At 74.6% G+C, this 25,194-nt stretch carries 18 protein-coding genes; 12 read left to right on the top strand and 6 right to left on the bottom strand.

The genetic code is table 11. The annotated features are described in order from the left end of the window. Nucleotides 1-7: 7 nt before the first annotated feature. Both ACWGKI_RS06830 and ACWGKI_RS06835 read left to right on the top strand, forming a co-directional pair. Nucleotides 8-1,393: an LCP family glycopolymer transferase gene (locus tag ACWGKI_RS06830; RefSeq protein ID WP_452185750.1), complete on the top strand. Its 1,386-nt coding sequence runs from the start codon at nt 8-10 to the stop codon at nt 1,391-1,393. A gap of 287 nt (nt 1,394-1,680) precedes the next feature. After that, a complete protein-coding gene (locus ACWGKI_RS06835) occupies nt 1,681-2,733 on the top strand; it encodes a TIGR00341 family protein (RefSeq protein ID WP_452185752.1) in 1,053 nt (350 codons plus the stop codon). Nucleotides 2,734-2,743: 10 nt separating this feature from the next. On the opposite strand, the gene purE is transcribed toward ACWGKI_RS06835, so the two are convergent. The 4 genes from purE to ACWGKI_RS06855 are packed head-to-tail and all read right to left on the bottom strand — an operon-like array spanning nt 2,744 to nt 6,658. Beyond that, entirely contained in the window at nt 2,744-3,280 is a 537-nt protein-coding gene (purE, locus tag ACWGKI_RS06840; RefSeq protein ID WP_452185754.1) for a 5-(carboxyamino)imidazole ribonucleotide mutase, read from the bottom strand. Then, nucleotides 3,277-4,551, bottom strand: coding sequence for a 5-(carboxyamino)imidazole ribonucleotide synthase (locus tag ACWGKI_RS06845; RefSeq protein ID WP_452185756.1), 1,275 nt, complete (start codon nt 4,549-4,551; stop codon nt 3,277-3,279). Before ACWGKI_RS06845 ends, purE begins: the two co-directional genes overlap by 4 nt. Nucleotides 4,552-4,606: 55 nt before the next feature. After that, nucleotides 4,607-5,950, bottom strand: a complete 1,344-nt coding sequence (locus ACWGKI_RS06850) for an ATP-binding protein (RefSeq protein ID WP_380243470.1) — start codon at nt 5,948-5,950, stop codon at nt 4,607-4,609. Nucleotides 5,951-5,974: 24 nt separating this feature from the next. After that, a complete protein-coding gene (locus ACWGKI_RS06855) occupies nt 5,975-6,658 on the bottom strand; it encodes a response regulator transcription factor (protein WP_380243469.1) in 684 nt (227 codons plus the stop codon). Nucleotides 6,659-6,823: 165 nt separating this feature from the next. Between ACWGKI_RS06855 and ACWGKI_RS06860 the strand changes: the two genes are divergently transcribed. Both ACWGKI_RS06860 and ACWGKI_RS06865 read left to right on the top strand, forming a co-directional pair. After that, nucleotides 6,824-8,281 (top strand): sensor histidine kinase, encoded by a 1,458-nt coding sequence (locus ACWGKI_RS06860; RefSeq protein ID WP_452185758.1) that lies wholly within the window; start codon nt 6,824-6,826, stop codon nt 8,279-8,281. Beyond that, nucleotides 8,278-9,003 carry a response regulator gene (locus ACWGKI_RS06865; protein ID WP_452185760.1) on the top strand — a complete coding sequence of 242 codons (726 nt, stop codon included), beginning with the start codon at nt 8,278-8,280 and terminating at the stop codon, nt 9,001-9,003. The genes ACWGKI_RS06860 and ACWGKI_RS06865 overlap by 4 nt, the downstream gene beginning before the upstream one ends. Before the next feature lie 114 nt (nt 9,004-9,117). Here the strand turns inward: ACWGKI_RS06865 and ACWGKI_RS06870 are convergent, their stop codons facing one another. Continuing rightward, the gene (locus ACWGKI_RS06870; protein WP_452185762.1) at nt 9,118-10,050 is read right to left on the bottom strand and encodes a hypothetical protein; all 933 of its coding nucleotides are present in this window, start codon (nt 10,048-10,050) and stop codon (nt 9,118-9,120) included. 386 nt (nt 10,051-10,436) lie between these two features. Here ACWGKI_RS06870 and ACWGKI_RS06875 point away from each other — a divergent pair, with 386 nt between their 5' ends. The 4 genes from ACWGKI_RS06875 (at nt 10,437) to ACWGKI_RS06890 (ending at nt 19,113) form a co-directional block, all read left to right on the top strand. Beyond that, a complete protein-coding gene (locus tag ACWGKI_RS06875) occupies nt 10,437-11,231 on the top strand; it encodes an ABC transporter ATP-binding protein (protein ID WP_380243465.1) in 795 nt (264 codons plus the stop codon). After that, nucleotides 11,228-13,861, top strand: coding sequence for an FtsX-like permease family protein (locus ACWGKI_RS06880; protein ID WP_452185765.1), 2,634 nt, complete (start codon nt 11,228-11,230; stop codon nt 13,859-13,861). The genes ACWGKI_RS06875 and ACWGKI_RS06880 overlap by 4 nt, the downstream gene beginning before the upstream one ends. 59 nt (nt 13,862-13,920) lie before the next feature. Continuing rightward, complete coding sequence (locus tag ACWGKI_RS06885; protein ID WP_452185767.1) at nt 13,921-18,735, top strand: FtsK/SpoIIIE domain-containing protein; 4,815 nt, start codon at nt 13,921-13,923, stop codon at nt 18,733-18,735. Nucleotides 18,736-18,864: 129 nt separating this feature from the next. Next, entirely contained in the window at nt 18,865-19,113 is a 249-nt protein-coding gene (locus ACWGKI_RS06890; RefSeq protein WP_166849954.1) for a WhiB family transcriptional regulator, read from the top strand. 207 nt (nt 19,114-19,320) lie between these two features. On the opposite strand, the gene ACWGKI_RS06895 is transcribed toward ACWGKI_RS06890, so the two are convergent. Beyond that, complete coding sequence (locus tag ACWGKI_RS06895) at nt 19,321-20,796, bottom strand: sensor histidine kinase (protein ID WP_380243475.1); 1,476 nt, start codon at nt 20,794-20,796, stop codon at nt 19,321-19,323. Between the two features lie 63 nt (nt 20,797-20,859). Between ACWGKI_RS06895 and ACWGKI_RS06900 the strand changes: the two genes are divergently transcribed. From ACWGKI_RS06900 to ACWGKI_RS06915, 4 genes are all read left to right on the top strand, one after another. Then, entirely contained in the window at nt 20,860-21,381 is a 522-nt protein-coding gene (locus ACWGKI_RS06900) for a DUF2505 domain-containing protein (RefSeq protein WP_380243462.1), read from the top strand. A gap of 187 nt (nt 21,382-21,568) precedes the next feature. Further along, nucleotides 21,569-22,927, top strand: coding sequence for an ABC transporter substrate-binding protein (locus ACWGKI_RS06905; protein WP_452185769.1), 1,359 nt, complete (start codon nt 21,569-21,571; stop codon nt 22,925-22,927). A 146-nt stretch (nt 22,928-23,073) separates the two neighbouring features. After that, nucleotides 23,074-24,234 (top strand): carbohydrate ABC transporter permease, encoded by a 1,161-nt coding sequence (locus ACWGKI_RS06910; protein WP_452185771.1) that lies wholly within the window; start codon nt 23,074-23,076, stop codon nt 24,232-24,234. Next, nucleotides 24,231-25,145: a carbohydrate ABC transporter permease gene (locus ACWGKI_RS06915; protein WP_380245382.1), complete on the top strand. Its 915-nt coding sequence runs from the start codon at nt 24,231-24,233 to the stop codon at nt 25,143-25,145. The genes ACWGKI_RS06910 and ACWGKI_RS06915 overlap by 4 nt, the downstream gene beginning before the upstream one ends. Nucleotides 25,146-25,194 lie beyond the last annotated feature (49 nt).

Consider the following 25,194-nt stretch of genomic DNA (forward strand, 5'->3'; position numbering starts at 1 on the left):
GATCCCCATGAGCAACGACGACCAGCGCATCCCGCCGAGCTTCACGCCGTCCGGCGGCAGCTCCGACCGCCCTCGCGGCTCCGGCGACGCCATCCCCGTGGGCGGGTCCTCCCGCCCGCCCGCGCCGCCCACCGGCGGCCGCGTGGGACGGCGTGACGACGCCGCCCCCGTGGAGCCTCGGGTCCGCCGCCAGTCCTCGCGGGAGATCCCGACCACGCCGCCCGAGCGGCGCGGCGGCGCCGCGCCGAAGCCCCGGTCGTACGCGCCGCGCGGCTCGCAGGCGGCGCCCGCGTCCCGCCCGCCCGCGGCCAGGCAGGGGTCGGGCACCCGCGTCATGCCCGCGCAGGCGCGCAGCACCCAGGCCGCGCCGCGCACGCCGCCGCCGGCCGGTCCCGGCGGCCCGGGCGACGCTGCGGCGGCGACCGCGGGTGGTGGCGGCTTCCGCGTGCGCAAGGGGCGCGTCGCGGGGCTGGTCGCCGTGCTCGTGCTCGTGCTGCTGCTCGCCTGGCCGATCGGCCTGATCGTGTGGGCCAACGGCAAGATCCAGCACATCGAGGCCCTGTCGGACGCCGCGGGGACGCCCGGCACCACCTATCTCCTGGCCGGGTCGGACGAGCGCGGTACCGGCACGGTGCCCGAGGACGGGACGAGCGGCGCCCGGACGGACACGATCATGGTGCTGCACAAGCCCAAGAGCGGGCCGGCCGCCCTGATCTCGATCCCCCGCGACACGTACACCGAGATCCCGGGGCACAAGGCGAACAAGATCAATGCCGCGTACTCCTACGGTGGTGCTCCCCTCCTCGTCGAGACCGTGGAGGGCCTGACCGGCCTGACCGTCGACCACTACGCGGAGGTCGGGTTCGGCAGCGTCGAGGAGATCGTCGACGCGGTCGGCGGCGTCGAGCTGTGCTACCCGAAGGACGTCGACGACAAGAAGAGCGACCTGCACTGGGAGAAGGGCTGCCACATGGCCGACGGCGAGACGGCGCTCGCCTTCTCGCGCATGCGGTACTCCGACCCCAAGGGCGACATCGGCCGGGCAGAGCGGCAGCAGCAGGTCATCGCCGCCGTCGCCGCCAAGGTCGTCAAGCCGAGCGTGCTGCTCAACCCGGTCGACCAGGTGAAGCTCGTCAACGCCGGCACCGACGCGCTCACCGTGGACGAGAGCTCCGGCATCGTCGACCTCGGCCGCCTGGGCCTGGCCTTCAAGGCCGCCACCGGCCCGGACGGCGTCACCGGCACCCCGCCGATCGCGGACCCGGGCTACGACCCCGGCACCGGAGTCGGCTCGACCGTGCTGCTCGACGCCGACAAGACCGACAAGTTCTGGGCCGACGTGCGCGACGGCGAGCTCGAGCCCGGCAGCACCGTCGGCGGCATGCCCGGCTGACGCCGAGGTAGACCCACCCGTGCCGAGGTAGTCCCACCCGTGCCGAGGTAGTGCAGCTCGGGCCGAGGTAGTGCAGCTCGGGCCGAGGTAGTGCCACCCGTGCCGAGGTAGTGGCCCAGGCCCCTACCTCGGCACGAGGTGTACTACCTCGGCCGGACCGGAACTACCTCGGCGCGTGCCGTGCCACCTCGACGACGCGGGCACGGCATACTTTCCTCGCCGCGGAGCGCCGAGCCCCGGGCTGCCCGGCCGACGGCGGGCACCGCGCCCGCGCCCCCGGAGGTCCGATGTCCGCTGCCGACGCCCTCGCCACCGCCCCCACCGCGCCGCGGGGTCGATTCCTCTCGGCCGTCGTCCCGGCTGCGCAGCGCCGCGACCTCGCCGAGCTCACCGACCGGCTCGACCTCACCTCCGGCGAGGTCGGGGCCAAGCGTTCCGCCTTCTGGGCGATGCTGGTGCTGTCCGGGATCATCGCGGTGTCCGGCGTCGTCACCGACTCCACCGCCACGGTGATCGGGGCGATGATCATCGCGCCGCTGTCGACGCCCATCCTCGGCTTCGGCCTCGGGATCGTCACGGGGCGCGGACGGCTGGTCGGGCGCTCCGCCCTCTACGTGCTGGGCGGGCTGGCACTCGTCGTCGCGATCGGCTGGCTGGTCGCCCTGGTACTCCCGGAGACGTCGCAGGTCGTGTCGAACTCCCAGGTCACGGGGCGTACCTCGCCCGGCGTCGGCGACCTCGTCGCCGCGTTCGCCACCGGGTTCGCCGGCTCCATCGCCCTCGCGCGCCGCGACCTCGGCGACGTCCTGCCGGGCATCGCGATCGCCATCTCCCTCGTGCCGCCGCTCGGCGTGGTGGGTGTCTGCCTGGGCGCGGGCGAGCCCGCCCTCGCGGCCGGCGCGCTGCTGCTGTTCGGCTCCAACGTGGTCGCGCTCGTCGTGGCGTCCACGGTGGTGTTCACCGGCGCGGGCTACGCGTCGGACGCCGCGCAGGCCCGGCAGGACGCCGGTGGCCGACGCCGGCCCCGCCGCGCCGTCCTCGTCGGTGCGCTCGCCGTCGTCGTGGTGGCGCTGCCCATGGCCGCCAACACCGCCCAGTCCGTGCTCGCCGACGTCTGGGCCGGCCAGGTCCGCGCCGCGGCGGAGGCCTGGCTCGCGGACACCCCCGGCGCCGACGTCGAGGACGTCACGTGGCAGGGCACGACGGACGTGGTCGTCGAGGTCCGCGGCCCCGGCGACGTGCCCGACGTCGCGGCCCTCCAGTCGGCGGTCGACGAGCTCGTCCCGTGGGACCCCGAGGTGACCGTGGTGCACACGGTGGGCGAGCGCGTCGAGGGCTGAGCCCTTCGCGTCAGGCGGAGAAGCCGGTGCGGCGGGCGCCCTCGCGCGCGGCCCGCAGCTTGGCACCCTTGGCGCGCGCGACGTCGCCGAGCTCGGCCTGGAAGGCGACCATGCGCTCGCGCAGCGCGAGGTCCTCGGGCCCGGTCCCGGCACCGAGGATGCGCGCGGCGAGCAGGCCCGCGTTGCGGGCCCCGCCGACGGACACGGTCGCCACGGGCACGCCCGCGGGCATCTGCACGATGGACAGCAGCGAGTCCATGCCGTCGAGGTGGCGCAGCGGTACCGGCACGCCGACCACCGGCAGCGGCGTGACGGCGGCGAGCATGCCGGGCAGGTGCGCGGCGCCGCCGGCCCCCGCGACGATCACCCGCAGGCCCCGCTCGGCGGCCGTGCGGCCGTAGTCGATCATCTCCGTCGGCATCCGGTGCGCGGAGACGACGTCGACCTCGGACTCGACCCCGAGCTCGGCGAGCGCGTCCGCGGCAGCCTCCATCACCGGCCAGTCCGAGTCCGAGCCCATGACGATCCCGACGACAGGCGTGCTCATGCGTGCTCCTTGCTGGTGGCGGTCGTGGTGGGGGCCCCGGCGGTGGCGGTGCCGGCCGGGCCGGCCTCGCCGCGCAGCAGCGCCGCCGCGCCGAGGGCACGACGGCGCACCTCGTCGAGGTCGGTGCCGCTCACGTTGACGTGACCGAGCTTGCGGCCCGGGCGGATGCCCTTGCCGTACAGGTTGACCCGCGCCTCGGGGTAGTGCGCGAGCACGTCGGGCAGGGCGTCGGTGAGGGCGTCGAGGGTCGAGCCCAGCACGTTCGCCATCACGGTCCACGGCGCCCGGGCGGTGGTGTCGCCGAGGGGCAGGTCGAGCACGGCGCGCAGGTGCTGCTCGAACTGGCTCGTCACGGCGCCGTCGATGGTCCAGTGGCCGGAGTTGTGGGGGCGCATCGCGAGCTCGTTGACCCACACCGCGGTGCTGCCGTCGGCCTCCCGGGTCTCGAACAGCTCGACCGCGAGGACCCCGGTCACGTCGAGCCCCTCGGCCACCGCGACGGCGATCCGGCGGGCCTCCTCGTCCACGGCGGGGTCCAGGTCGGGGGCGGGCGCCACGACCTCCGCGCACACCCCGTCACGCTGGACGGACTCGACGACCGGCCAGGTGCGCACCTCGCCCGACGGGCGACGGGCGACCAGGGCCGCCAGCTCGCGCACGAACGGCACCTTCCGCTCCACGAGCAGCGCGGGACCGCCGTCGACGACGGCCTGGAGCCAGTCGGCGACGTCGTCCGACGACGACACGACGCGGACGCCCTTGCCGTCGTAGCCCCCGCGGGACGTCTTCACCACGGCCTCGTGCCCGTCCTCCTCGGCGAGGAAGGCGTCGAGCGCCTCGCGCGCCTCGGCAGGGTCGGTCGGCAGGGCCGCCCAGCGCGGGCACGGCAGGCCGAGCTCGGTGAGCCGGCGCCGCATGACGATCTTGTCCTGCGCCTGCACGAGGGCGTGCGGGCCAGGACGCACGGGCGTGCCGTGGTCGATGAGGTCCTGGAGCAGGACGTTCGGCACGTGCTCGTGCTCGAAGGTGAGCACCGCGGCCGCGGGCCGCCCGTCGGCGGGGGCGATGAGGGCACGGATCGCCGCGTCGTCGCTCGCCACGCCCACCGGGGTGTCCGTGACCACCTGCGCCGCGGACGACGCCGGGTCCTCGACGAGGACCCGCAGGCCCACGCCCAGCTCTGCGGCCGCGGGGGCCATCATGCGGGCGAGCTGACCCCCTCCGACGACGGCGACGACAGGGGCGGTGGCGTGGGGTCCGGTCACGGGCATCGAGGATACCGGCCCAAAGGCGGGCGCCGTGCTCCTGCCGTCCGGACGCCGCCCGTCAGTCGCCGTGGTGGTGGAGCCAGCCGCGCCGGCGGCCACGGGAGGAGATGGTCGTGCCGGGTGGCAGCACGAGGTGGGGATCGAGCGTGCGCGGCACGCCGGCCAGGAAGAGCGCGAAGACCGGGGGCCGGCGCTGCGCCAGCTCGAGCCGTCCGCCGTCGGCCGCCGCGAGGTCACGGGCCAGGGCGAGGCCGAGGCCGGTGCTGCCACCCGTCGTCGTGCCACGCTCGAAGATGCGGGTCGCGACGTCGTCGGCCACCCCCGGCCCCTCGTCCGCGACCTCGACGGCGACCGCGCCCGTCGTGCCCGAGGGGCGCGAGCGCACCGTGGTGGTGCCGTCCCCGTACTTGAGGGAGTTCTCCAGCAGCGTCGCGATGATCTGTGCCAGCGCGCCCGGCGTGGCGAGCACCTGCATCCCGTCGGGGACCTCGATGACCAGGCGGCGCCCTGCCCGCTCGAACGTGGGCGCCCACTCCTCCTCCTGCTGGTGCACGACGTCCGCCAGGACGACGGCCTCCGTCGTGCCGCCCTGCGACCGGCGCGACGCCGTGAGCAGGTCGTCCACCACGGACACGAGGCGCTCCACCTGCTCCAGGGAGATCCGCGCCTCCTCGACCACCTCGGGGTCGTCGGAGGCGAGCGTGATCTCCTCGAGGCGCATCGTCAGCGCCGTCAGCGGCGTGCGGAGCTGGTGCGACGCGTCCTGGGTGAACTGCCGCTCGGCGGCGAGCCGGCCGGCGAGCCGGTCCGCCGAGCGTGCCAGCTCGGCGGCGACGAGGTCGATCTCCTCGACGCCCGAGGGTTCCAGGCGGGGGCGCACCTGCCCCGACCCGAGCTGTTCGGCCGACGCCGCGAGGTACACGAGCGGAGCGGACAACCGGTTGGCCTGCCACACCGCGACCGCGATGCCGGCGGCGATCGCCACGATCCCCGCGATGATGACGAGCGCGACCGTCTGCGCGGACTTCACGTACGCGCCGACCGCGGACACGGTCATCGAGACGGACACGTTCTGGTCCGTGAGCTTGGCCTTGTCGATCGTGGGCGCGGTGACCGGCTCGCCCGCCGTGAGCTGCGTGCCGTCCGGCAGGGTCACGACGACGTACGCGGGGAGGTCGCCGTCGCTGCCCTCGGCGGCCCGCTCGACCGTGGACTCACCGACGATGTCACCGCGCTCGAGCGTGTTGTCGATGCTGCGCGCGAGCACGTCGACGCGGTTGGTGATGCGCTGCTCCTCGATGGCGAGGACGTACCGCGCACCGAAGATGCCCAGAGGGACACCCAGCAGGAGCACGGCGACGGCGACCGCGGAGATGGTCGCCAGCAGGACGCGGCGACGCACGAGGTCAGCCCTGGCCCTGCGGTGTCAACTCGCGCCGAGCTCGAAGCGGAAGCCGAGCCCTCGCACGGTGGAGACGTAGCGCGGGGCGTTGGCGTCGTCACCGAGCTTGCGGCGCAGCCAGGACACGTGCATGTCGAGAGTCTTGGTGGAACCGACAGGGTCGGAGCCCCACACGTCGCGCATGAGCGTGTCGCGCACCACGACCGACCCGGCGTTGGCGACCAGCACCTTCAGCAGGTCGAACTCCTTGGTGGTGAGGTGCAGCTCTCGCTCGCCCTGGAACGCGCGGTGCGCGGACACGTCGACGCGCACGTCCTGCGCACGCAGCTCCTCGTCCTCGCCGGTCTCGCCGTGCGTGCGGCGCAGCAGCGCCCGGACGCGGGCGAGAAGCTCCGCCAGGCGGAACGGCTTCGTCACGTAGTCGTCGGCGCCTGCGTCCAGGCCGACGACCAGGTCGACCTCGTCCGCGCGTGCGGTGAGCACCAGGACCGGCACGGTGAGCCCGGATCCGCGGATCTCCCGCGCCACGTCGAGGCCGTCCATGTCGGGCAGGCCCAGGTCGAGGACGACGATGTCCGCGTTCCCCGCGTGGTCGACGGCTCCTTGACCAGTTCCTTGCACGATGACGTCGTAACCCTCACGCGTGAGAGCCCGCGCCAAAGGCTCGGCAATAGCCGGGTCGTCCTCGGCCAGCAGTACGTGGGTCATTCCCTCATGCTAGCGGCATCGTCGCTGGTCCTGGGACGTGAAAGACGCCACGGTTCTCCGGCCCGCCGTCGCCCGCCGGAGTCCTCCCCGGGACCGACCCCTGCCGGCCCCCGCTCCTCCCCCGGGCTGACGCGGCCGCGGCGTCGCCCACCTACTCTGGCCGTCATGAGCTGGATCGAGAGGATGGGGCGCTGGTTCGAGGCGCACCGCTTCGGCGTCGACCTGACGACGACCGCGCTGCTCGCCGCGCTCACGATCAGCTCCGCCACCGACCTGTACTCGGCCGAGCCGTTCCTGTCCCGGACCGGGTCGATCGCGTGGAGCATCGCCCTGCTCGCACCGCTGCCCTGGCGCCGCACCCGCCCCGTGCCCTCGGCCGTCGCCGTCTACGCCGTCGCGCTCGCGCACATCCTCGCCGGCTACCCGATGATCATGCCCGGGGACCTCCTGATCCTCGTCGCCCTGTTCTCGGTGACCGTCTACGGGCCCACCTGGGCGCACGTCACGGCCATCTGCTCGACCGCGGTCGGGACCCTCGCCGTGCTGCCGGTGGCCGTCGCGATGCTCGGCGACACCGGAGTGGCGGGGCTGGCCGAGGTCGTCCCCGTCGGGATCTTCTGCTTCGTCACCGCGCTCGCCGTCTGGGCGTTCGCCCTCGTGCGCCGCTCCCGTCGCGTGACGATGGACGCCCTGCGCGACCGTGCGCACCGCCTCGAGATCGAGCGCGACCAGCAGGCGCGGATCAGCGCCGCCGCCGAGCGCGCCCGCATCGCCCGCGAGATGCACGACATCGTCGCGCACTCCCTGTCCATCGTCGTCGCGCAGGCCGACGGCGGACGCTACGCCGCGGCGTCCGACCCCGAGTCCGCGGTCCGGGCGCTCGGCACCATCAGCGAGACCGGGCGCACCGCGCTCACCGACATGCGCCGCCTGCTCGGCGTGCTGCGCTCCCAGGACGACGACGCCGAGCGCGACGAGCACGTCGGGCCAGGCGGACCCGGCGATCCGGCCCCGTCCGCCGGCGCGGCGGCGGCCCGGCCGTCCACGGGCGCGACCACGGCCGTGCCGCAGCGCGAGCCGCACCGTGAGCCGCACCGCACGAGCCGGCCCGCCCCCCAGCCGGGGGTCGAGGACATCGAGGACCTCGTGGCCCAGGCGCGCGACGGCGGGCTGCGCGTCTCGCACGTGCGCGTCGGCGCACCGCGACCTCTGACCGCCGGCATGGGGCTGACCCTGTACCGCGTCTGCCAGGAGTCGCTCACCAACGTGCGCAAGCACGCCGGGCCCGACCCGGCCGTCACCGTCGCCGTCCGCTGGACGCCGTCGACCGTCGAGCTCGAGGTGCTCGACGACGGCCGCGGTGCCGCCGCCGCGAGCGACGACCCCGGGTTCGGCCTGCGGGGGATGCGCGAGCGGACCAACCTGTACGGCGGCACCCTCGAGACCGGTCCCCGTGCCGGCGGCGGCTTCCGCGTGCACCTCGAGCTGCCGCTGCCCGGCACGACCGTCACCGCCGCACCGCAGCCACCTACCGTCAGCACCGTCAGCCCGGCCAGCCCGGCCCCCATGACCACCACGCCGCCGGCCGACGCGCCGCCGACGACCCCGCAGGAGGACGCATGACCTCGCCCACCACCGACCCGCTCCCCCCGGCCGGGCCGCCCGGCGGCGCGCCAGGGGGCGTGGTGCGCGTGGCCCTGGTCGACGACCAGCAGCTGGTGCGCGCGGGCTTCCGCATGGTCATCGACTCGCAGCCGGACCTGGAGGTCGCGCTCGAGGCGGGCGACGGCGCCCAGGCGCTGCGCCTGCTCGCCGACCACCGTGTCGACGTCGTGCTGATGGACGTGCGCATGCCGCACCTCGACGGCCTCACCGCCACCGCCCGGCTCACGGCCTCGCCGGACGCGCCCCGCGTCATCGTCCTCACCACGTTCGACCTCGACGAGTACGTGCTGGAGGCCATCCGCAGCGGCGCGTCGGGGTTCCTGCTCAAGGACGCGCCCCCGGAGGAGATGCTCGCCGCCATCCGCACCGTGCACGCCGGGGACGCCGTCATCGCGCCGTCGTCGACCCGGCGGCTGCTCGAGCACCTCGTCACCGCGCTGCCCGCCGACCAGGCCGCCCCGCAGCACGACGCGCTCGCGGCGTTGACGGACCGCGAGCGCGAGGTCCTCGTCCTCATGGCGCGGGGCCGGTCCAACACCGAGATCGCCGCCGACCTGTTCGTCGCCGAGGCGACCGTGAAGACCCACGTCGGGCGCATCCTCGCCAAGCTGGATGCCCGCGACCGCGTGCAGGCCGTCGTCACGGCCTACGAGACCGGCCTCGTCCGCCCCGGGTCCTGACCCGCGACCTGTCAGAACCAGGCCCTGGCATACGCGTACCTGGTTCTGACAGGTCTGGGGCCGCGCGAGTTGTCAGAACCAGGTCCTGGCATACGCGTACCTGGTTCTGACAGCTCACCAGCCGAGGTGGTGGCGGACGACGGCGAGCACGCGGTCCGGCTCGTAGCGTGCGGCCATCGCGGGCAGGCGGATCCGCACGGTGCGGGTGTCGGCGCCGAGCTCGGCGTCCCGCAGCAGGTCGGCGTACCAGCGGTCGCGCTCCAGGTGGCCGACGCCGTCGATCTCCACGACGAACCGGCGACCGCCCGGCAGCCGCCACTCGACGTCGAGGAACCGTCGTCGACCCTGGAGGTCCCGCCGGGGCGACTGCCGGCTCGGCTCTGGGAGCCCCGCGTCCCGGCACAGCCGGACGAAGTCGATCTCGGCGAGCGAGTCCGCCCCGCCGACGACGTCCGCGAGCGCCAGCCGCATCACTTTGCGGTGCCGCACCGCGCCCACCGTGTCGAGCATGGCGAACAGGTCGTCGGTCGTCACGAGGCGCTGCTGCACGACGGCGGCCATCAGCCCGGCCGCCGTGCGCCACGTCGGCTGCCAGGCCGCCGCGTCGACGGCGGCCCGCGCGACGCCGTGCACGGGAAGCCCGCCGGCGTCCACGACGTCCTCGGCCCGCAGCCGGCGCGACTCGTGCACCACGAGCCAGGGGTGCCGGTCGGGCTTCGCGCCGCGGGCCACGACGAGATGCACGGGATCGCGCGTCCACCCCTCCAGACCCTGCAGCTCGAGGGCGGTCCACGCTCCGACGACGCTCCCCCGGGGCGCGCCGAGCACGGCGGCCCAGAGCCTGGCGTCGCGGGCGAGCGGACCGCGGTGGACGACGAGCACCTGTTCGCTGAGCGACCGCCACCGCAGCGCGCGCAGCTGCTGCTCGACATGGCCGGGCGTCATGCCCAGGGCCCCGACCTGGGCCCGGGTGACGACGCCCCGTTGGCGGCGGGCGAGATCGCGCAGCCCGAGCAGGACGCGGTAGAGGTGGGCGGAACCTGTCATGGCTCCCACCGTCGTGGCGCGGCGGAGGCGAGCTGGTCGCCGTCGGGACATCTGAGGACGGCCACGGTCTGGGGGCAGCCTCCCCGGCCCGAGCTGTCAGAACCACGTCCTGCCCTACGGTCACGTGCGTCTGACAGCGGGCAGGCCGAGCGAGCTGTCAGAACCAGGTCACGCCATGCCCGCACGTGATTCTGACAAGGTGGCCCAGGGGTGAGTCAGGGTGCGGCTCAGGGTCGGTGTCATACCTGAGGATGACCTGGGAGCGACGCAGGACCCGCCCTCGGGCCGATGTCGGCGGGGTCCGCGCTCCGTAGCGTCGGTGCTGTCCTGGCCGGCGGGCTCCGAGAGAGCCGCGGGCCACCACCCCGAGACACCGGAGCGCTTCCGTGGACACGACCGTGTACGTCCCGATCCCCGACGAGGGCACCGCCGCCCGACCGAACGTCACCCCCGCGGTGCGGGCCCGCGCGCTGACCAAGACGTACGGCCGCGGCGAGGCGCAGGTGCGCGCGCTGGACGGCGTCGACGTCGACTTCGCGGCGGGCCGTTTCACCGCGATCATGGGCCCGTCCGGCTCGGGCAAGTCGACCCTCATGCACCTGCTGGCCGGCCTGGACAGCGCCACCGGCGGGCAGGCGTTCATCGGCTCCACCGAGGTGACGGGGCTGAACGACAAGGCCCTCACCGCGCTGCGCCGCACCCGCGTCGGGTTCGTCTTCCAGCAGTTCAACCTGCTGCCCATGTTCTCCGCCGAGCAGAACATCACGCTGCCGGTCGAGCTCGCCGGCGGGACCGTCGACAAGGAGTGGTTCGGCACCCTCGTCGAGACGCTCGGCCTGGGCAAGCGGCTCACGCACCGCCCCAGCGAGCTGTCGGGCGGCCAGCAGCAGCGCGTCGCCATCGCGCGCGCCCTCATCGCGCAGCCGGACGTCGTGTTCGCGGACGAGCCCACCGGCAACCTCGACTCCCGCTCCGGCGCCGAGGTGCTGAGCTTCCTGCGCCGCTCGGTGCGCGAGCTCGGCCGCACGATCATCATGGTCACGCACGACCCGGCGGCCGCCGCCTACGCGGACCGCGTCGTCCTCATCGCCGACGGCAAGATCGCCGGCGACATCTCCGACCCGACCCCCGAGTCCGCCCTCGCCGGCCTCGACGCGCTGCGGACGGTGGCCACGCGATGATCCGCCTCACCCTGTCGCAGATGCGGCGCAGCGCCGGGCGGCTCGCCGCCGCCGGCCTCGCGATCGTCATCGGCACCGCGTTCGTCGCGATCACCCTGCTCGCCGGCAACGTCATCACCCGCACCACCTACGACTCGATCGCCGCCCAGTTCACGGGGGCCGACCTCGTCGTGCGCGGCGTCCCGGCGGACGACGCGGCACTCGACGCGGTGCGTGGCGCCGACGGCGTGGCCACGGCCGACCCGCAGCTCCTGTCGTACCAGCAGCTCGAGTCCGACGGTCGCACCATCTACCAGCCCGTGCTGGCGGAGCCGACCGACACCGACGTCCTCCCCTTCGAGGTCGCCGACGGCTCGCTGCCGACCGCCTCCGGCGAGATCGCGCTGCCCGTGAAGGTCGCGGAGCGGCTCAAGACCGCCCCGGGCGACACCGTCACCCTCGTGCGCACCGTCCTCAAGGGCGACCCGGAGTCCGAGGACGCCTGGACCGAGGTCCGCGAACAGCTCACCGTGAGCGGGACGCTCACCGACCCGTACGGCGCGTACTCCCTGCAGGGCGGAGCAGCCGTCGCGCCGGCCGCGGACGTCACGGGCTGGGACGCGGACATGCTCGCCCCCGGCGAGGAGTCCGCCCCGCCCACCACCACGCTCGTCACCCTCGACGCCGGCACGGACGTCGAGGCGGCCCGCACCGCCATCACCGGGGCGCTCACCAGCGCCGCGTCCGCGGCAGGCACGGACACCGCCGACCTGAGCGTCGTGACGCCCGAGGAGCACGCCGAGTCCGTCGCCAACGAGATGACCGGCGGCGACAACGTCTTCTTCACCCTGTTCGTGCTGGTCTTCGCGGCCGTGGCGCTGCTCGTCGCCGCCCTGGTCATCGCGAACACGTTCCAGGTGCTCGTCGCCCAGCGCACCCGCACCCTCGCGCTGCTGCGCTGCGTCGGCGCGGACAAGTCCCAGCTGCGCCGGTCGGTGCTCTTCGAGGCGGCGCTCCTCGGCTTCCTCTCCTCGGCCGTGGGCCTGCTCGCGGGCGTCGGCCTGGGCCAGGCGGCGCTCACGATCGGCCGCAGCATGGACCTGGGCGTCCCGCTGCCGGCCACCGTCGGCATCACGCCGGCCGTCGTCCTCATCCCGCTGGTCGTGGGCACCGTGGTGACCCTCGTCGCCGCCCTCGCCCCTGCCCGCGCGGCGACCCGCGTCGCGCCGCTCGAGGCCCTCCGCCCGGCCGACGCCCCGTCGGCGACCCGAGGCGCGGGTCGGGTGCGCCTGGTGCTCTCGCTGCTCGTCACCGTCATCGGCTTCGCGATGCTGGGCGGCGGTGTCGCGCTCAGCACGGCGGCCGGCGAGCCGACGACCGGCCTGATGGTCGCCGTCGGGGGCGGCGTCCTCTCGTTCGTGGGCGTCCTGGTGGGCGCGGTCTTCTGGCTGCCCCGCGTGGTGGCGCTCGCCGGGCGACTGGTGGGGATGTCCGGACCGACGGCGCGTCTCGCCGCCGCGAACACCCTGCGCAACCCGCGCCGTACCGCGGCGACCTCGACCGCGCTCCTCATCGGCGTCACGCTGGTCGGCATGATGTCGACCGGCGCCGCCAGCGCGCGGGTCACGATGGACTCCGAGCTGGACTCCCGCTACCCCGTGGACGTCACGGTCTCGACCGACCTGTCGAGCGACCCCACGAGCGTCGCGGCCGGGGACAGCACCGTCGCGGCCGTCCCCGACTCCCTCGCCGGGACAGTCGGCGACCTCGCGGGCGTGTCCACCGTGGTGGAGTCGCCGTCGTCGGCGGCCAAGGTCACCGGCCACGGTGTCGGCTCCGGCCTGTCGCTCACGGTCCGTGGCGTCGACCCGGACGACGCCGCCTCGGTGCTGCGCAGCACCGACCTGGTCGCGCCGCTCGCCGCGGGGACCGCCGTCGTCCCGGCAGACGTCGCCGAGGCCTGGGGCATCTCCGACGGGCAGAAGCTCACGCTCACCGGCCCGGACGGGACCCTGAAGGTCAAGGCTGCGGTCACCGACCTCGCGGACAGCGGGCTGCTCGTGGTGCCGGACGACCTCGCCTCCCTCGACCCGGCCGCGCCCGTGACCAGCCTGTGGGTCGGCCTCGAGGACCCGTCCGACGCGGCGTCCGTCGTCCCGTCCATCCAGGACACCGTCGCGGACACCGAGACCCCCGCCGACGTCGTCGGCGCCGCGGTCGAGCGCGCCGGCTTCCAGAAGGTGATCGACACCGCGCTCGCGATCGTCGTCGGGCTGCTCGCGGCTGCCGTCGTCATCGCCCTGATCGGCGTGGCGAACACCCTGTCCCTGTCGGTGATCGAGCGACGCCGGGAGTCCGCGACCCTGCGGGCGATCGGGCTCTCCAAGGGCCAGCTGCGGGGCATGCTCGCCGTGGAGGGCCTCCTCATCGCCCTGGTCGGCGCCCTGCTGGGTGTGCTGCTCGGCCTCGTCTACGGCTGGGCGGGCGCGGCGGCGGCGCTCGGCTGGGCAGGCTCGCCCGTGATCGTGGTCCCGTGGCGCGACGTGCTGGTGATGCTCGCGGTGGCCGCCGTGGCCGGTCTGGTGGCGTCCGTCGCCCCGGCCCGCACCGCGGTGAAGACCTCCCCCGTGGAGGCGCTCGCCAGCGAGTAGCGCGGACGTTGTCCACAGGCCGTCCGTGACGGTCGCGCAGGGCGGGCACCCTGGAGGTCATGTCGACCTCCACGGTGCCCGCCCTCGTTGTCACCCCCGACCCGGGCGACGACGGCGTCCGCGTCACCGTGCACCCCGGGGAGGACGTGCTCCTGCCGGCCGGCGCCCCGCTCGGCACCTGCCGGGCCGACCTGGCCGGGCTGCTGCGCCGCCCGGAGCTGCGGCACACTCCGCTCGCCGCGGACGGCGTCCCCGTGGACGACGCCGACGTGGTCGGGGCCCGGCCGCTCCTGCCCGGCGCGGTCCTGACGCCGCACGACGCCGCCGCCACACCCTCGCGGCCCGACCGCTCCGCCGCGGTGCTCGACGGGCCATGGTTCGTCGCGCGGGCCGACGGCGCCGCCGCGGGCGCGACGCTCACGCTCTCCCCCGGAGCCCCGCGGTCGCTGCACGACGCGCGCTCCACCGCCCGGCACGACGCCGCGACCTCGCCGCCAGGCGTCGTGGTGCGCGTCGACCCGCGCCGGCCGGACCGGGTCACCGTCCGGTCGGTCGGGCGGCGGCAGCGTCCGGCCCGCTCGCTGCGCGTCCCGTCGCCGGGCCTCCTCTTCGCGGGTCCGCCGCGCCTCGTCTCCGCGGGTCCGCCGGGCGGCCCCCGGGCGGGGGCCCGGCGGCGCCGGGTCGGAAGGCTCCCGCGCCGATGGCGGCCGGGAGCCCGTCTCGAGCTCCCCGGCGGCGCCGTGCCGGCAGCCTGGACGCTGCACCGCTCCGGCTCGGTCGCGGCATGGCTCGACGGGCGAGGGGGCGGCGAGGGCCGGACGACGGCCCGACCCTCGGCGCAGTCGACCCAGCCGTCGTCCCCCGGGTCGGTCGCGATGCTCGCCACGGCCGCGGTCCCTGTCCTCGGCTCGGTGGTCCTCGCGATCGTCCTCCGCCAGCCCGCGTACGCGCTGTTCTCGCTGCTCGGGCTCGGCACGCTGGTGCCCCAGGTGGTCGCGGCACGACGCCGGCGACGCGCGGCCGACCCGACGGTCGCGGCCGACGGCGGGCAGGGGAACGTCGTCGAACGCGCCGCGGTGGGGGACTCCCCCGGCCCTCTGCTCGCCCGGCTCGCCGCCGCGCACCAGGCCTCTGACGGCGCGTGGCGTGCCGCCGTCGCGCGCGCCCACGAGCGCTCCCGCGCCACCGACCACCCGGGCGCCGGGGTCGCGGTCGGTCCCGGCAGCTCGAGAGCGGCGCGTGCCGTCGCCCGGCTGGTGCCCGACGGGGCGCTCGCGCTCGTCGGTCCGCGGCACGAGGTGCTCGCCGCCGCACGGTCCGTCGTGGTCGAGCTGGCGGCGTGGGGCGCCTCTGTCGAGGTGGCCGGTGCCGCCGCCTGGTCGTGGTGCCGCTGGCTGCCTGGCGGAGGGCCTCCCCTGGTGGTCGTCGACCCGGGGGACGGCGCCGCGAGCGCCGACACCGCGCGCCGCGAGGACGCCCTCGCCCGCGGTGGCGCCGTGCTGCTGTGCCTGCCCGAGGGCGCACCCGTGCCGGCATGGTGCCGCACGGTCTGGCGGGTGCGCGGCGGTCGCGTCCGGCGTGCAGCCCCCGACGGCTCGACGACGACCGGGCCGCTGGTCGGCGTCGACGAGGCCTGGGCCGAGCGCGCCGCGCGGCTCGTCGCCGGGGTCGCAGGACTGCACCGCTCCCTGGGCGCGCTGGAGTCCGGGACGGGCGGTGCGACCGCGAGCGACCTGGAGGGCCCCGCCGACCCGGCAGGCCCGGCCGACCCGAGGTTCCCCGCCACGGTTCCCCTGCTCCCCCTGCTGGACGAGCTCCCCGACGTCGGTGCCGCCTGGGACCGGGCGGACGGGTGGGCGGTGCCGCTCGGCCGCGACGCCCGCGGGCGGCCCGTGCTCTTCGACCTGGTCACGGACGGTCCGCACCTGCTTGTCGCGGGCACCACCGGGTCGGGCAAGTCCGAGCTGCTGCAGGCGCTGCTGCTCGGCCTCGCCTGCCGCCGGTCCCCCGACGACCTCGCGCTGGCACTCGTGGACTTCAAGGGTGGCGCGTCCTTCGGTGCGTGCGGTCGGCTGCCGCACGTGGTCGGCCAGGTGACCGACCTGGACCCCGGCCTCGCCGGGAGGGCCCTCGCCGGCCTGCGGGCCGAGCTGCACCGGCGCAAGCAGGTGCTGGCGCGCCACGGGGTGGCGGACGTGGACGCCCTGCCGGCGGGCGTGGCCGACGCGCCCGCCCGGCTGGTCGTCGTCGTGGACGAGTTCCGGGCACTCGCCGACGACCTCCCCGAGTTCCTGCCCGGGTTGCTGCGGGTGGCGGCCCAGGGTCGGTCGCTCGGCGTGCACCTCGTGCTCGCGACCCAACGGCCGGCGGGCGCGGTCAGCGCCGACCTCCGTGCCAACGTGTCCGCGCGGCTCGCCCTGCGGGTGGTGGACCCCGCGGACTCCCTCGACGTGGTCGACACGCCGCTCGCCGCCCGGATACCCCCGGGGACGCCCGGCCGAGGGGTCCTCCGGTGCGGGGCGGCACCCCCGGTGGTGCTGCAGTGCGCGCACGCCGCAGGTCGGGCGGCAACGCCGGCCGCTGTGCGCCGCGCGCCGGCGTGGGGAGCTGCGTGCGGTACCGAGGCCTCACGCACTGGCGCGGCGGGGCCAGGCGTGGCAGGACCCGGCGTGGCAGGACCCGGCGCGGCGGAGGTCGTCGAGGCGGTCCGCGAGGCCGCCGCGGTGCGGGGCCAGCGGGCCGGGCGCGCGCCCTGGCTGCCCCCGCTGCCGGAGAGCGTCCGGTCCGGCGACCCCGTGCTCGCCGCCGCCGCACCAGGTGCCGGCGACGACGCAGGCCCGGGCCCTGTCGGCGACGTCGGGGTGCCCGGCCTCCCGGTGGCGCTCGGCGACGACCCGGAACACCAACGCCGGACGCTCCTGCGCTGGGACCCGGCGGCGGGACACCTGGGGGTCGTGGGCCGAGCACGCTCGGGCCGCACGACCGCTCTCGTCGGGCTGGCGGCCGGCGCCCTGGCCCGGGGCTGGCACGTGCACGCGCTCGCCCCGGCCGCCGCGCTGCCCCGTTTCGCCGCGCTGGACGAGCACGCAGGCTTCGGCACGCTCGCCGGCCCCGGCTCCCCACGGCGCACCGCACGACTCCTGCGGCTGCTGGGCACCGCCCCGCCGACCGCCCCGACGCTCGTGGTGGTCGACGCCGTGGAGGAGCTGCGTGCGGCGCTGACCGGACCGGATCCGGGGGACCCGCTCGCGCGGGCGCTCGCAACCCCGGGCGTGGCCTTCGCCCTGTCGTCCGACGGCCCGATGCTCGGCGGCCTCGCCGCCCGGGTGGGCCCGCGCCTGGTGCTGCTCGGGCGCGAGGCGCACGCGGACGTCCTCCTCGGCGCGCCCTCCGAGCTCGCCGGTCGGGGCGGGCCGCCCGGTCGTGCGGCATGGCTCGGGCAAGACCAGCTGCTGTGCCAGGTGCTGCTGCCCGGCCACGGCCCTCCGAGCCCGGCACGGCCGCCGGGGAGGTCCGGCGCGGCCCCGGTGACCGTGCGCGAGCTCCCGCCCTCGGTCGACGAGCGGGACCTCGCGCGTGCGGCTCGGCCCCACCCACCGGACGCCAGCGTCGGGACGGAGGGCGGGCTCGTGGTGCCGCTCGGCGTGGGCGGCGACGAGGCGGAGGTGGTCGGCCTCGACGTCACGCACGGGTTGCTCGTCACGGGGCCGCGCGGCAGCGGGCGCACGACCGTGCTGCGCCGGGTCGTACGCCACCTCGCCGCCGCGGGGCTCCTCGCGGGGGTGGTCGCCCGCGACGCCGCACTGCGTCGCGACGCGGGGAGGGTCCCCGCAGCACCCCCGTCGTCGGCAGACCTGCGTTCGTTCCTCGACGAGCTGCGCCCGGGCGTGCTCGTCGTGGACGACCTGGACGCCCTCGTCCAGCAGCACCCGCTCGAGGCCGACCGGATCGCGGCGATGGTCGACGCCGCGGGGCGCGCCCTCGTCGCGGCCTCGACGACGACCGGGACCGCCCTCGCGCACCGGGGCGCCCTCGCGGAGCTGCGTGCCCGGCGCACCGCTGTCGTGCTGCACCCGGGCGAGCGTGGCGCCGACGAGCTGTTCGGCGTGCCCCTCGCGGACGCCGTCGAACCGGGGCCGGCACAGCCCGGCCGCGGCGCGCTGGTCCAGGGCTGCCGGGTCCTGGCCGTCCAGGTGGCGCGGTCGGACGACGCGGAACAGCCCAGCACCCCGCGGCCCGAATTGCGATGGGACGGATCGCGGGGGGACGGATCGCGGGGGGACGGATCGCGGGGGGACGGATCGCGGGGAGACGGATCGCGGGGAGACGGCGTCCATTCGCCCTCCCCTCCAGGGGACGGGTCAGCCGGAGGTGGCCTCGACCACGCGGCGCGTCATGACGGCCACGAGCACGGCGGCGGCGACCAGCAGGAGCCCGAGCCCTGCGAGCACCGCCGCCGGCATCCCGGCCGTGAGCAGGCTGACGCCGACCAGGCCCTGCATGATCTGCCACACGACGATGGGCGCGCGCCCGGTGCGCCGGCCTGCCCACAGGGCGCGGCACGAGCCGACGAGCAGCCAGCCGAGGCCCAGGCAGAACAGCACGAGGAACACGCTCACGGCTACGCTGTTGGAGGCACCCCGCACCAGCTCGACGCCGACCATGGCGGCCGCGGCGACGAGCAGCACCACCTCGAGCCCGATCCCGGCCGCGACCACGCGCAGGCCCGGCGGACGGGGCCCTCCGGAAGCACCGTCGGTGCCGGACGAGGGGGTGACAGGAGCGCGCATGACACGTCAGAATACGTGCGACCTGCGGTTTCACGACAGTGTGATCAAGCACTCACGCTTCATGCCCGAGAAACTTCCCCGTAACCCCTTGTGCGGCGCTTCACGAGGTGTGACGCTGGACAGCAGATTCCGCACCCCCCACCCACCGGACCCGGACGGGCGCGCGCTGGCGCGCCCTCAGACGGACCGGGTTCCCTGCACCGAGGAGATGACATGGACTGGCGCCACAAGGCCGCCTGCCTCGACGAGGACCCTGAGCTCTTCTTCCCCATCGGCAACACCGGCCCCGCCCTCCTCCAGATCGAGGAGGCGAAGGCCGTCTGCCGTCGCTGCGACGTCGTGGACACGTGCCTCAAGTGGGCCATCGAGTCCGGTCAGGACGCCGGCGTCTGGGGCGGCATGAGCGAGGACGAGCGCCGGGCGCTCAAGCGCCGCACGGCGCGCGCCCGCCGCGCCGGCTGACTTCACTCCGGCTGGCTCCACTCCGGCCGACCAAGCTCCGGCTGACTTCACGCCGAGACAGCGCGGGTCGCGCCGACGCAGAGGCGACACAGAGCCGACGCAGAGCCGACGCAGAGTCGAACCACAGAGGGACGGACCGCACCTGGTGCGGTCCGTCCCTCTTTGGTGTCGCGTGTGGTGTCGCGCCGTCCGTCCGCGACGGCCGCCCTACCTCGGCTGGCCGTCGCGCAGGACCAGCTCCAGCACCACCTGCGTGCCGCCGCCCTCGCGCGCGTTCCAGTCGATGGTGCCGCGCAGCTCGTTCGTCACCAGGGTCTGCACGATCTGCGACCCGAGCCCGCTGCGCGACGCGCGACCCAGGGTGGCGATCCCCTCCGGCATCCCCACACCGTCGTCAGCCACGACGACGCGCATCGACGCGCCGTCCCGCTGCACGTCGATCTCGACGTTGCCGGACTCGCGGCCCGGGAAGCCGTGCTCGACGGCGTTGGTCACGAGCTCGGTCAGCACCAGCGCGAGCGGGGTCGCGTCCTGCGCGGGCACCATCCCGAACGACCCTGTCTGCCGGGTGCGCACCTGCGTGCGGGTCGACGCGACGTCGGCGGCGAGCCGCAGGGCACGGCTGAGCATGTCGTCGAGCTCGACGTTCTCGTCGAGGGTCTGCGATAGCGACTCGTGCACCATCGAGATCGTGGCGACCCGGCGCATCGCCTCCTCCAGGGCGGCCCGCGCCTCCGGCACGTCCATGCGGCGGGCCTGCAGCCGCAGCAGCGCTGCCACCGTCGCCAGGTTGTTCTTCACGCGGTGGTGGATCTCGCGGATGGTGGCGTCCTTGGTCATGAGCTCGCGCTCACGCCGGCGCAGCTCCGACACGTCGCGGCACAGCAGCACGGCGCCGATGCGCTGACCGTGGTCGGTGAGCGGCAGCGCGCGCAGCGACAGCGCCACGCCCTTGGCCTCGATGTCGGTGCGCCACGGCGCACGCCCCATCACGACCAGCGGCAGCGACTCGTCGACCGTGTCCTGGTGCTGCACGATGTCGGCGGTCACCTCGACCAGCGACTGCCCGACGAGAGGCCCGATGACGCCGAGCCGGTGGAAGCACGACAGCGCGTTCGGGCTGGCGTACAGCACCTCGCCCTCGGAGTTGAGGCGGATCAGCCCGTCCCCCACGCGCGGGGCGCCACGACGGGGGCCGGTGGCCGCGTTGGGCGCGGGGTACTCGCCCCGCGCGATCATCGCGAGGATGTCGTCCGCGGACTCCACGTAGTTCAGCTCGAGGCGGCTGGGCGTGCGGCCCGACCCGAGGTTGGTCTGGCGGGCGACGACGGCGATCGCCCGTCCGTCGTGCACGACCGGCACGGCCTCCTCGCGCACCGCGTACGCGCCGAACCAGCGCGGCTCCCGCGAGCGCTGCGCACGACCCTCCGTCATCGCGGCGGCCAGCTGCGGGCGCTGCCCGTCGGGGGCGAGCGACCCCACGATGTCGTCGTAGTGCACCGTGGCACCCGTCGACGGCCGGCACTGTGCGAGGGCGACGAAGCCGCCGTCGGCGGTGGGCAGCCAGAGCACCAGGTCGGCGAACGCGAGGTCTGACACGAGCTGCCAGTCGCCGACGAGCAGGTGCAACCACTCGACGTCTCCTTCGGAGAGGTCGGTGTTCTGGGCGATCAGGTCACTCATGGCGGACACGCCCACCAGCCTACGGGCGCGGCCGCGCTGCCCGGGCGTCGGTATGGTGACCTGGTGCACCTGACCGTGGAGCTCACGTACGCGGCGGCCGCCGACGACGTCGTCGCGATGCTCGCCGACGAGGCGTTCGTCCGCTGGCGCGCGCAGCGCGGCCCGGGGGGCAGCGTCGAGCAGACGGACGTGACCGGCAGCCCCGCCACCGGGTTCACCATCGCCGTGCGGCGCACGTTGCCCACCGACCTCATCCCCGCCCAGGTGCGGCCGTTCGTCGGCGACCACCTGGAGGTACGGCAGGCCGAGGTGTGGGAGGGGCCGCAGGGCGACCTGCGCCGCGGGACGATCGCCGTCGAGATCGCGGGCGCGCCCGTGCGCGTGACCGGCACCGTGCGGCTGGAGCAGCTCCCCGACGGCGGCACCCGGCAGGTGTACGACGGCGAGGTCCGCGCGACCGTGCCGATCTTCGGGGCAGCCGTCGCGGAGGCGGCCGCCGCCGCCGTCCGATCGACGCTCGAGGCGGAAGGCGCGGCAGGCCGCGAGTGGCTCGCAGAGCGTTCCACCCCGGGTGAAGACCGGTAACGATCCGGACAAGGCCGCAGGCACGAAAGGCCTCTGACCTGCACTGACGCCAGCGCCGACGTCACGATGCGACATCGGCGCCCCTCCCAGGCTTGACTTCCACCAACGCCGCCAGCCAGCATCGTCTCCTGGCCGTGGGAGCGCTACCACCATGGAGGTGGTAGCGCTCCCAAACCCTCCACCTCGCATGCCCGAACCAGACAAGGGAGTCACCGTGCTCGACAGCACCCGACCCACCCGCCGAGCTCGCCGCGTCGTCGCGGCGACCGCCGGCATCGCGACCCTCGCTCTCGCCCTGACCGCCTGCGGCGGCGACTCCGACGACCCCGGCACCGACAACGCCTCCAGCGACGGCAAGATCACGCTGACGGTCGCCACGTTCAACGACTTCGGCTACTCGGACGAGATGCTCGCCAGCTACACCGAGTCGCACCCGAACGTCACGGTCAAGCAGGTCAAGGCCGCGAAGTCCGAGGACGCCCGCAACAACCTCACCACCAAGCTCGCCGCCGGCGGCGAGGGCCTCGCCGACATCGAGGCCATCGAGGTCGACTGGCTCCCCGAGCTCATGACCTACCCCGACCTGTTCGAGGACCTGGCCGACCCGGCGCTCGACGGCCGCTGGCTGGACTGGAAGGTGCAGCAGGCGACCACCCCGGACGGCAAGGTCATCGGCTACGGCACCGACATCGGCCCCGAGGCCATCTGCTACCGCGCCGACCTGTTCGAGAAGGCCGGCCTGCCCACCGACCGCGAGAAGGTCGCCGAGCTCCTCGGCGGCGCGGACGCCACGTGGGAGGACTACTTCAACGTCGGCAAGCAGTTCGTCGCGAAGTCGGACGCCGCCTGGTTCGACGGCGCCGTGCCCACCTACCAGGGCATGGTCAACCAGCTCCAGGACGCCTACGAGGACCCCGCGACGGGCGAGCCGAAGGACCTGAAGACCAACACGGCGATCAAGGACATGTACGACCAGGTCCTCACCGCCTCCATCGACGACAAGCTGTCCGCGGGCCTCGAGCAGTGGGGCGAGGACTGGGTCGCCGGCTTCCAGAAGAACGCCTGGGCCACGATGCTCTGCCCGGCCTGGATGACCGGCCCGATCGAGCAGAACTCCGCCGGCGTCACCGGCTGGGACGTCGCTGACGTCTTCCCGGGCGGCGGCGGCAACTGGGGCGGCTCGTTCCTCACCGTCCCCGCCTCGGGCCCCAACACCGCGGCCGCCAAGGAGCTCGCCGCGTGGCTGACCGACCCGGCGCAGCAGACGACGGCGTTCGAGAACGCCGGCACCTTCCCGTCGCAGGTCGACGCGCAGGCCTCTGACGCCGTGCAGAAGTCCACCAACGAGTTCTTCAACGACGCTCCGGTGGGTCAGATCTTCTCGACCCGGGCCGCCGCGATCGAGGGCGCCCCGTTCAAGGGCAAGAACTACTTCGCGATCCACCAGTCCGTGCAGAACGCGCTGAACCGCGTCGACCTCAACGGCGACGACCCGGAGAAGAGCTGGCAGGGCGCGCTCGACGAGTACGCCTCGCTGGGTCTCTGACCCTCTGACCGGGGCGCGACCGCAGATCTCCCAGATCTCCCCCACGCGGTCGCCCCCGCTGGTCGAGCCTGCCGGAACTCCGGTTCCGGCAGGCTCGTCCAGCTCCCCCGCAGGCCTCGACCGGCGCACAGCACAGGAAGCAGCAGATGGCCGTCCTCTCCCCCACCCAACCCGCGCAGCGCACGGGCCGCGAGCCCAAGGCGCCCCGACGACTCGGCTTCTCCCAGCGCCTCGGCCGCTGGGACGTGAAGGTCTCGCCCTACCTGTACATCTCGCCGTTCTTCGTCATCTTCGCCGTCACCGGGCTGTTCCCGCTCGCGTACACCGCGTTCGTGTCGGTGCACGACTGGAACCTGCTCGGCGGCCAGGGCGACTACGTGGGCCTGCAGAACTACGTCGACGTGCTGCACCAGCCCATCTTCTGGAAGTCGCTGGTCAACACGTTCTCGATCTTCGTCTTCTCGAGCATCCCGCAGGTGATCCTCGCGATCACGATCGCGGCGCTCCTCGACCAGAACCTGCGCGCCGCCACCTTCTGGCGCATGGGCGTGCTCATCCCCTACGTCGTGGCCCCCGTCGCGGTCTCGATGATCTTCGGGCGCATGTTCGCCGACCAGTACGGGCTCATCAACGAGCTGCTCGGCCTCGTCGGGATCGACCCCGTCGGCTGGCACAGCGAGCGGCTCGCCAGCCACATCGCGATCGCGTCGATGGTGGACTTCCGCTGGACCGGCTACAACGCCCTCATCTTCCTCGCCGCGATGCAGGCCGTGCCGCGCGAGCTGTACGAGGCGGCCGTCATCGACGGCGCCGGCCGCGCCCGGCAGTTCTTCTCGATCACCGTGCCGCAGATCCGCGCCACCATCATCTTCGTCGTCATCACGTCGACGATCGGCGGCCTGCAGATCTTCGACGAGGTCCGCATGTACGACCCGTACGGCCTGGGCGGCCCCGACAAGGACTGGATGACCACGGTCGTCTACCTGTACGACGTCGCGTGGGGCAACCAGAAGAACTTCGGCCGCGCGTCCGCCGTCGCCTGGCTGCTCTTCCTGCTGATCGTCCTCATCGGCCTGATCAACTTCCTCGCCACCCGGCGCATCGCCACGTCCGGCCCGAAGGCGCCGAAGGTCAGCCGCCGGCACACCCGCCAGCTGCTCGCCCAGGCGCAGGCCGTCGGTCGCGCCACCACGACCACCGCGACCTCCGGGCCCGCAGGGCCGCCGGCACCGCACTCCCTCCCCCCGACCCCCGGGTCGACGGGCACGCCCACCGACACCACCACCGACCGGGAGGACCGCCGATGAGCTCCGTCGCCGTCACCGCCCAGACCGCCGGCCCCCGCGCGGCCCGCGCCGCCGCCAAGCGTCGCAACCGCGGCACCCGCTCGGCCCAGCGCCGTCCGGGCCGCGTCACCTACGTGCTCCTCGGGCTCGTGGTGCTGATCTCGGTCTTCCCGCTCTACTTCACGCTGCTGCTCGGGTCGTCCGACCCGACGGCGATCGCGCAGAACGCCGTGCCGCAGTGGCTGCCGGACGCGAGCCTGTTCCAGCAGTTCGCCGAGGTGATCACGGCCGACCAGATCAACTTCTGGAAGGCGCTCACGAACTCGGTGATCATCGCCGTGATCACGTCCGCCTCCGTCGTGCTGTTCTCGACGCTCGCCGGCTACTCGTTCGCCAAGCTCCGCTTCCGCGGCCGCGGCCCGCTGCTGGTGTTCGTCATCGCGACGATGGCCGTGCCGACCCAGCTCGGTGTCATCCCGATGTACATCCTCATGACCGACCTCGACTGGATCGGCAAGCTGCAGGCCGTCATCGTGCCCGCGCTCGTCACCGCGTTCGGCGTCTTCTGGATGACGCAGTACCTCTCCGAGGCCCTGCCGTACGAGCTCATCGAGGCCGCGCGCGTCGACGGAGCGTCCATGATCCGCACCTTCTGGTCGGTCGCGCTGCCCGCCGCCCGCCCGGCGGCCGCCATGCTCGGCCTGTTCACCTTCGTGCAGCAGTGGACCAACTACTTCTGGCCGTCGATCGTGCTCAACCAGAGCAACCCGACCCTGCCCCTGGTCGTGAAGTCCCTGCAGTCGAACTACTTCGTGGACTACTCGCTCGTGATGGGCGGCATCTTCCTCGTGACGCTGCCGCTGCTGGTGATCTTCGCCTTCGTCGGCCGCCAGCTCGTCGCCGGCATCATGGCCGGCGCGGTCAAGGGCTGACCCCGGCGGCGACGCCCACCCTCCCCGTCCCGCGGCCTGCGCAGCGGGA

This window comes from Isoptericola sp. NPDC055881 (genome assembly GCF_053615895.1).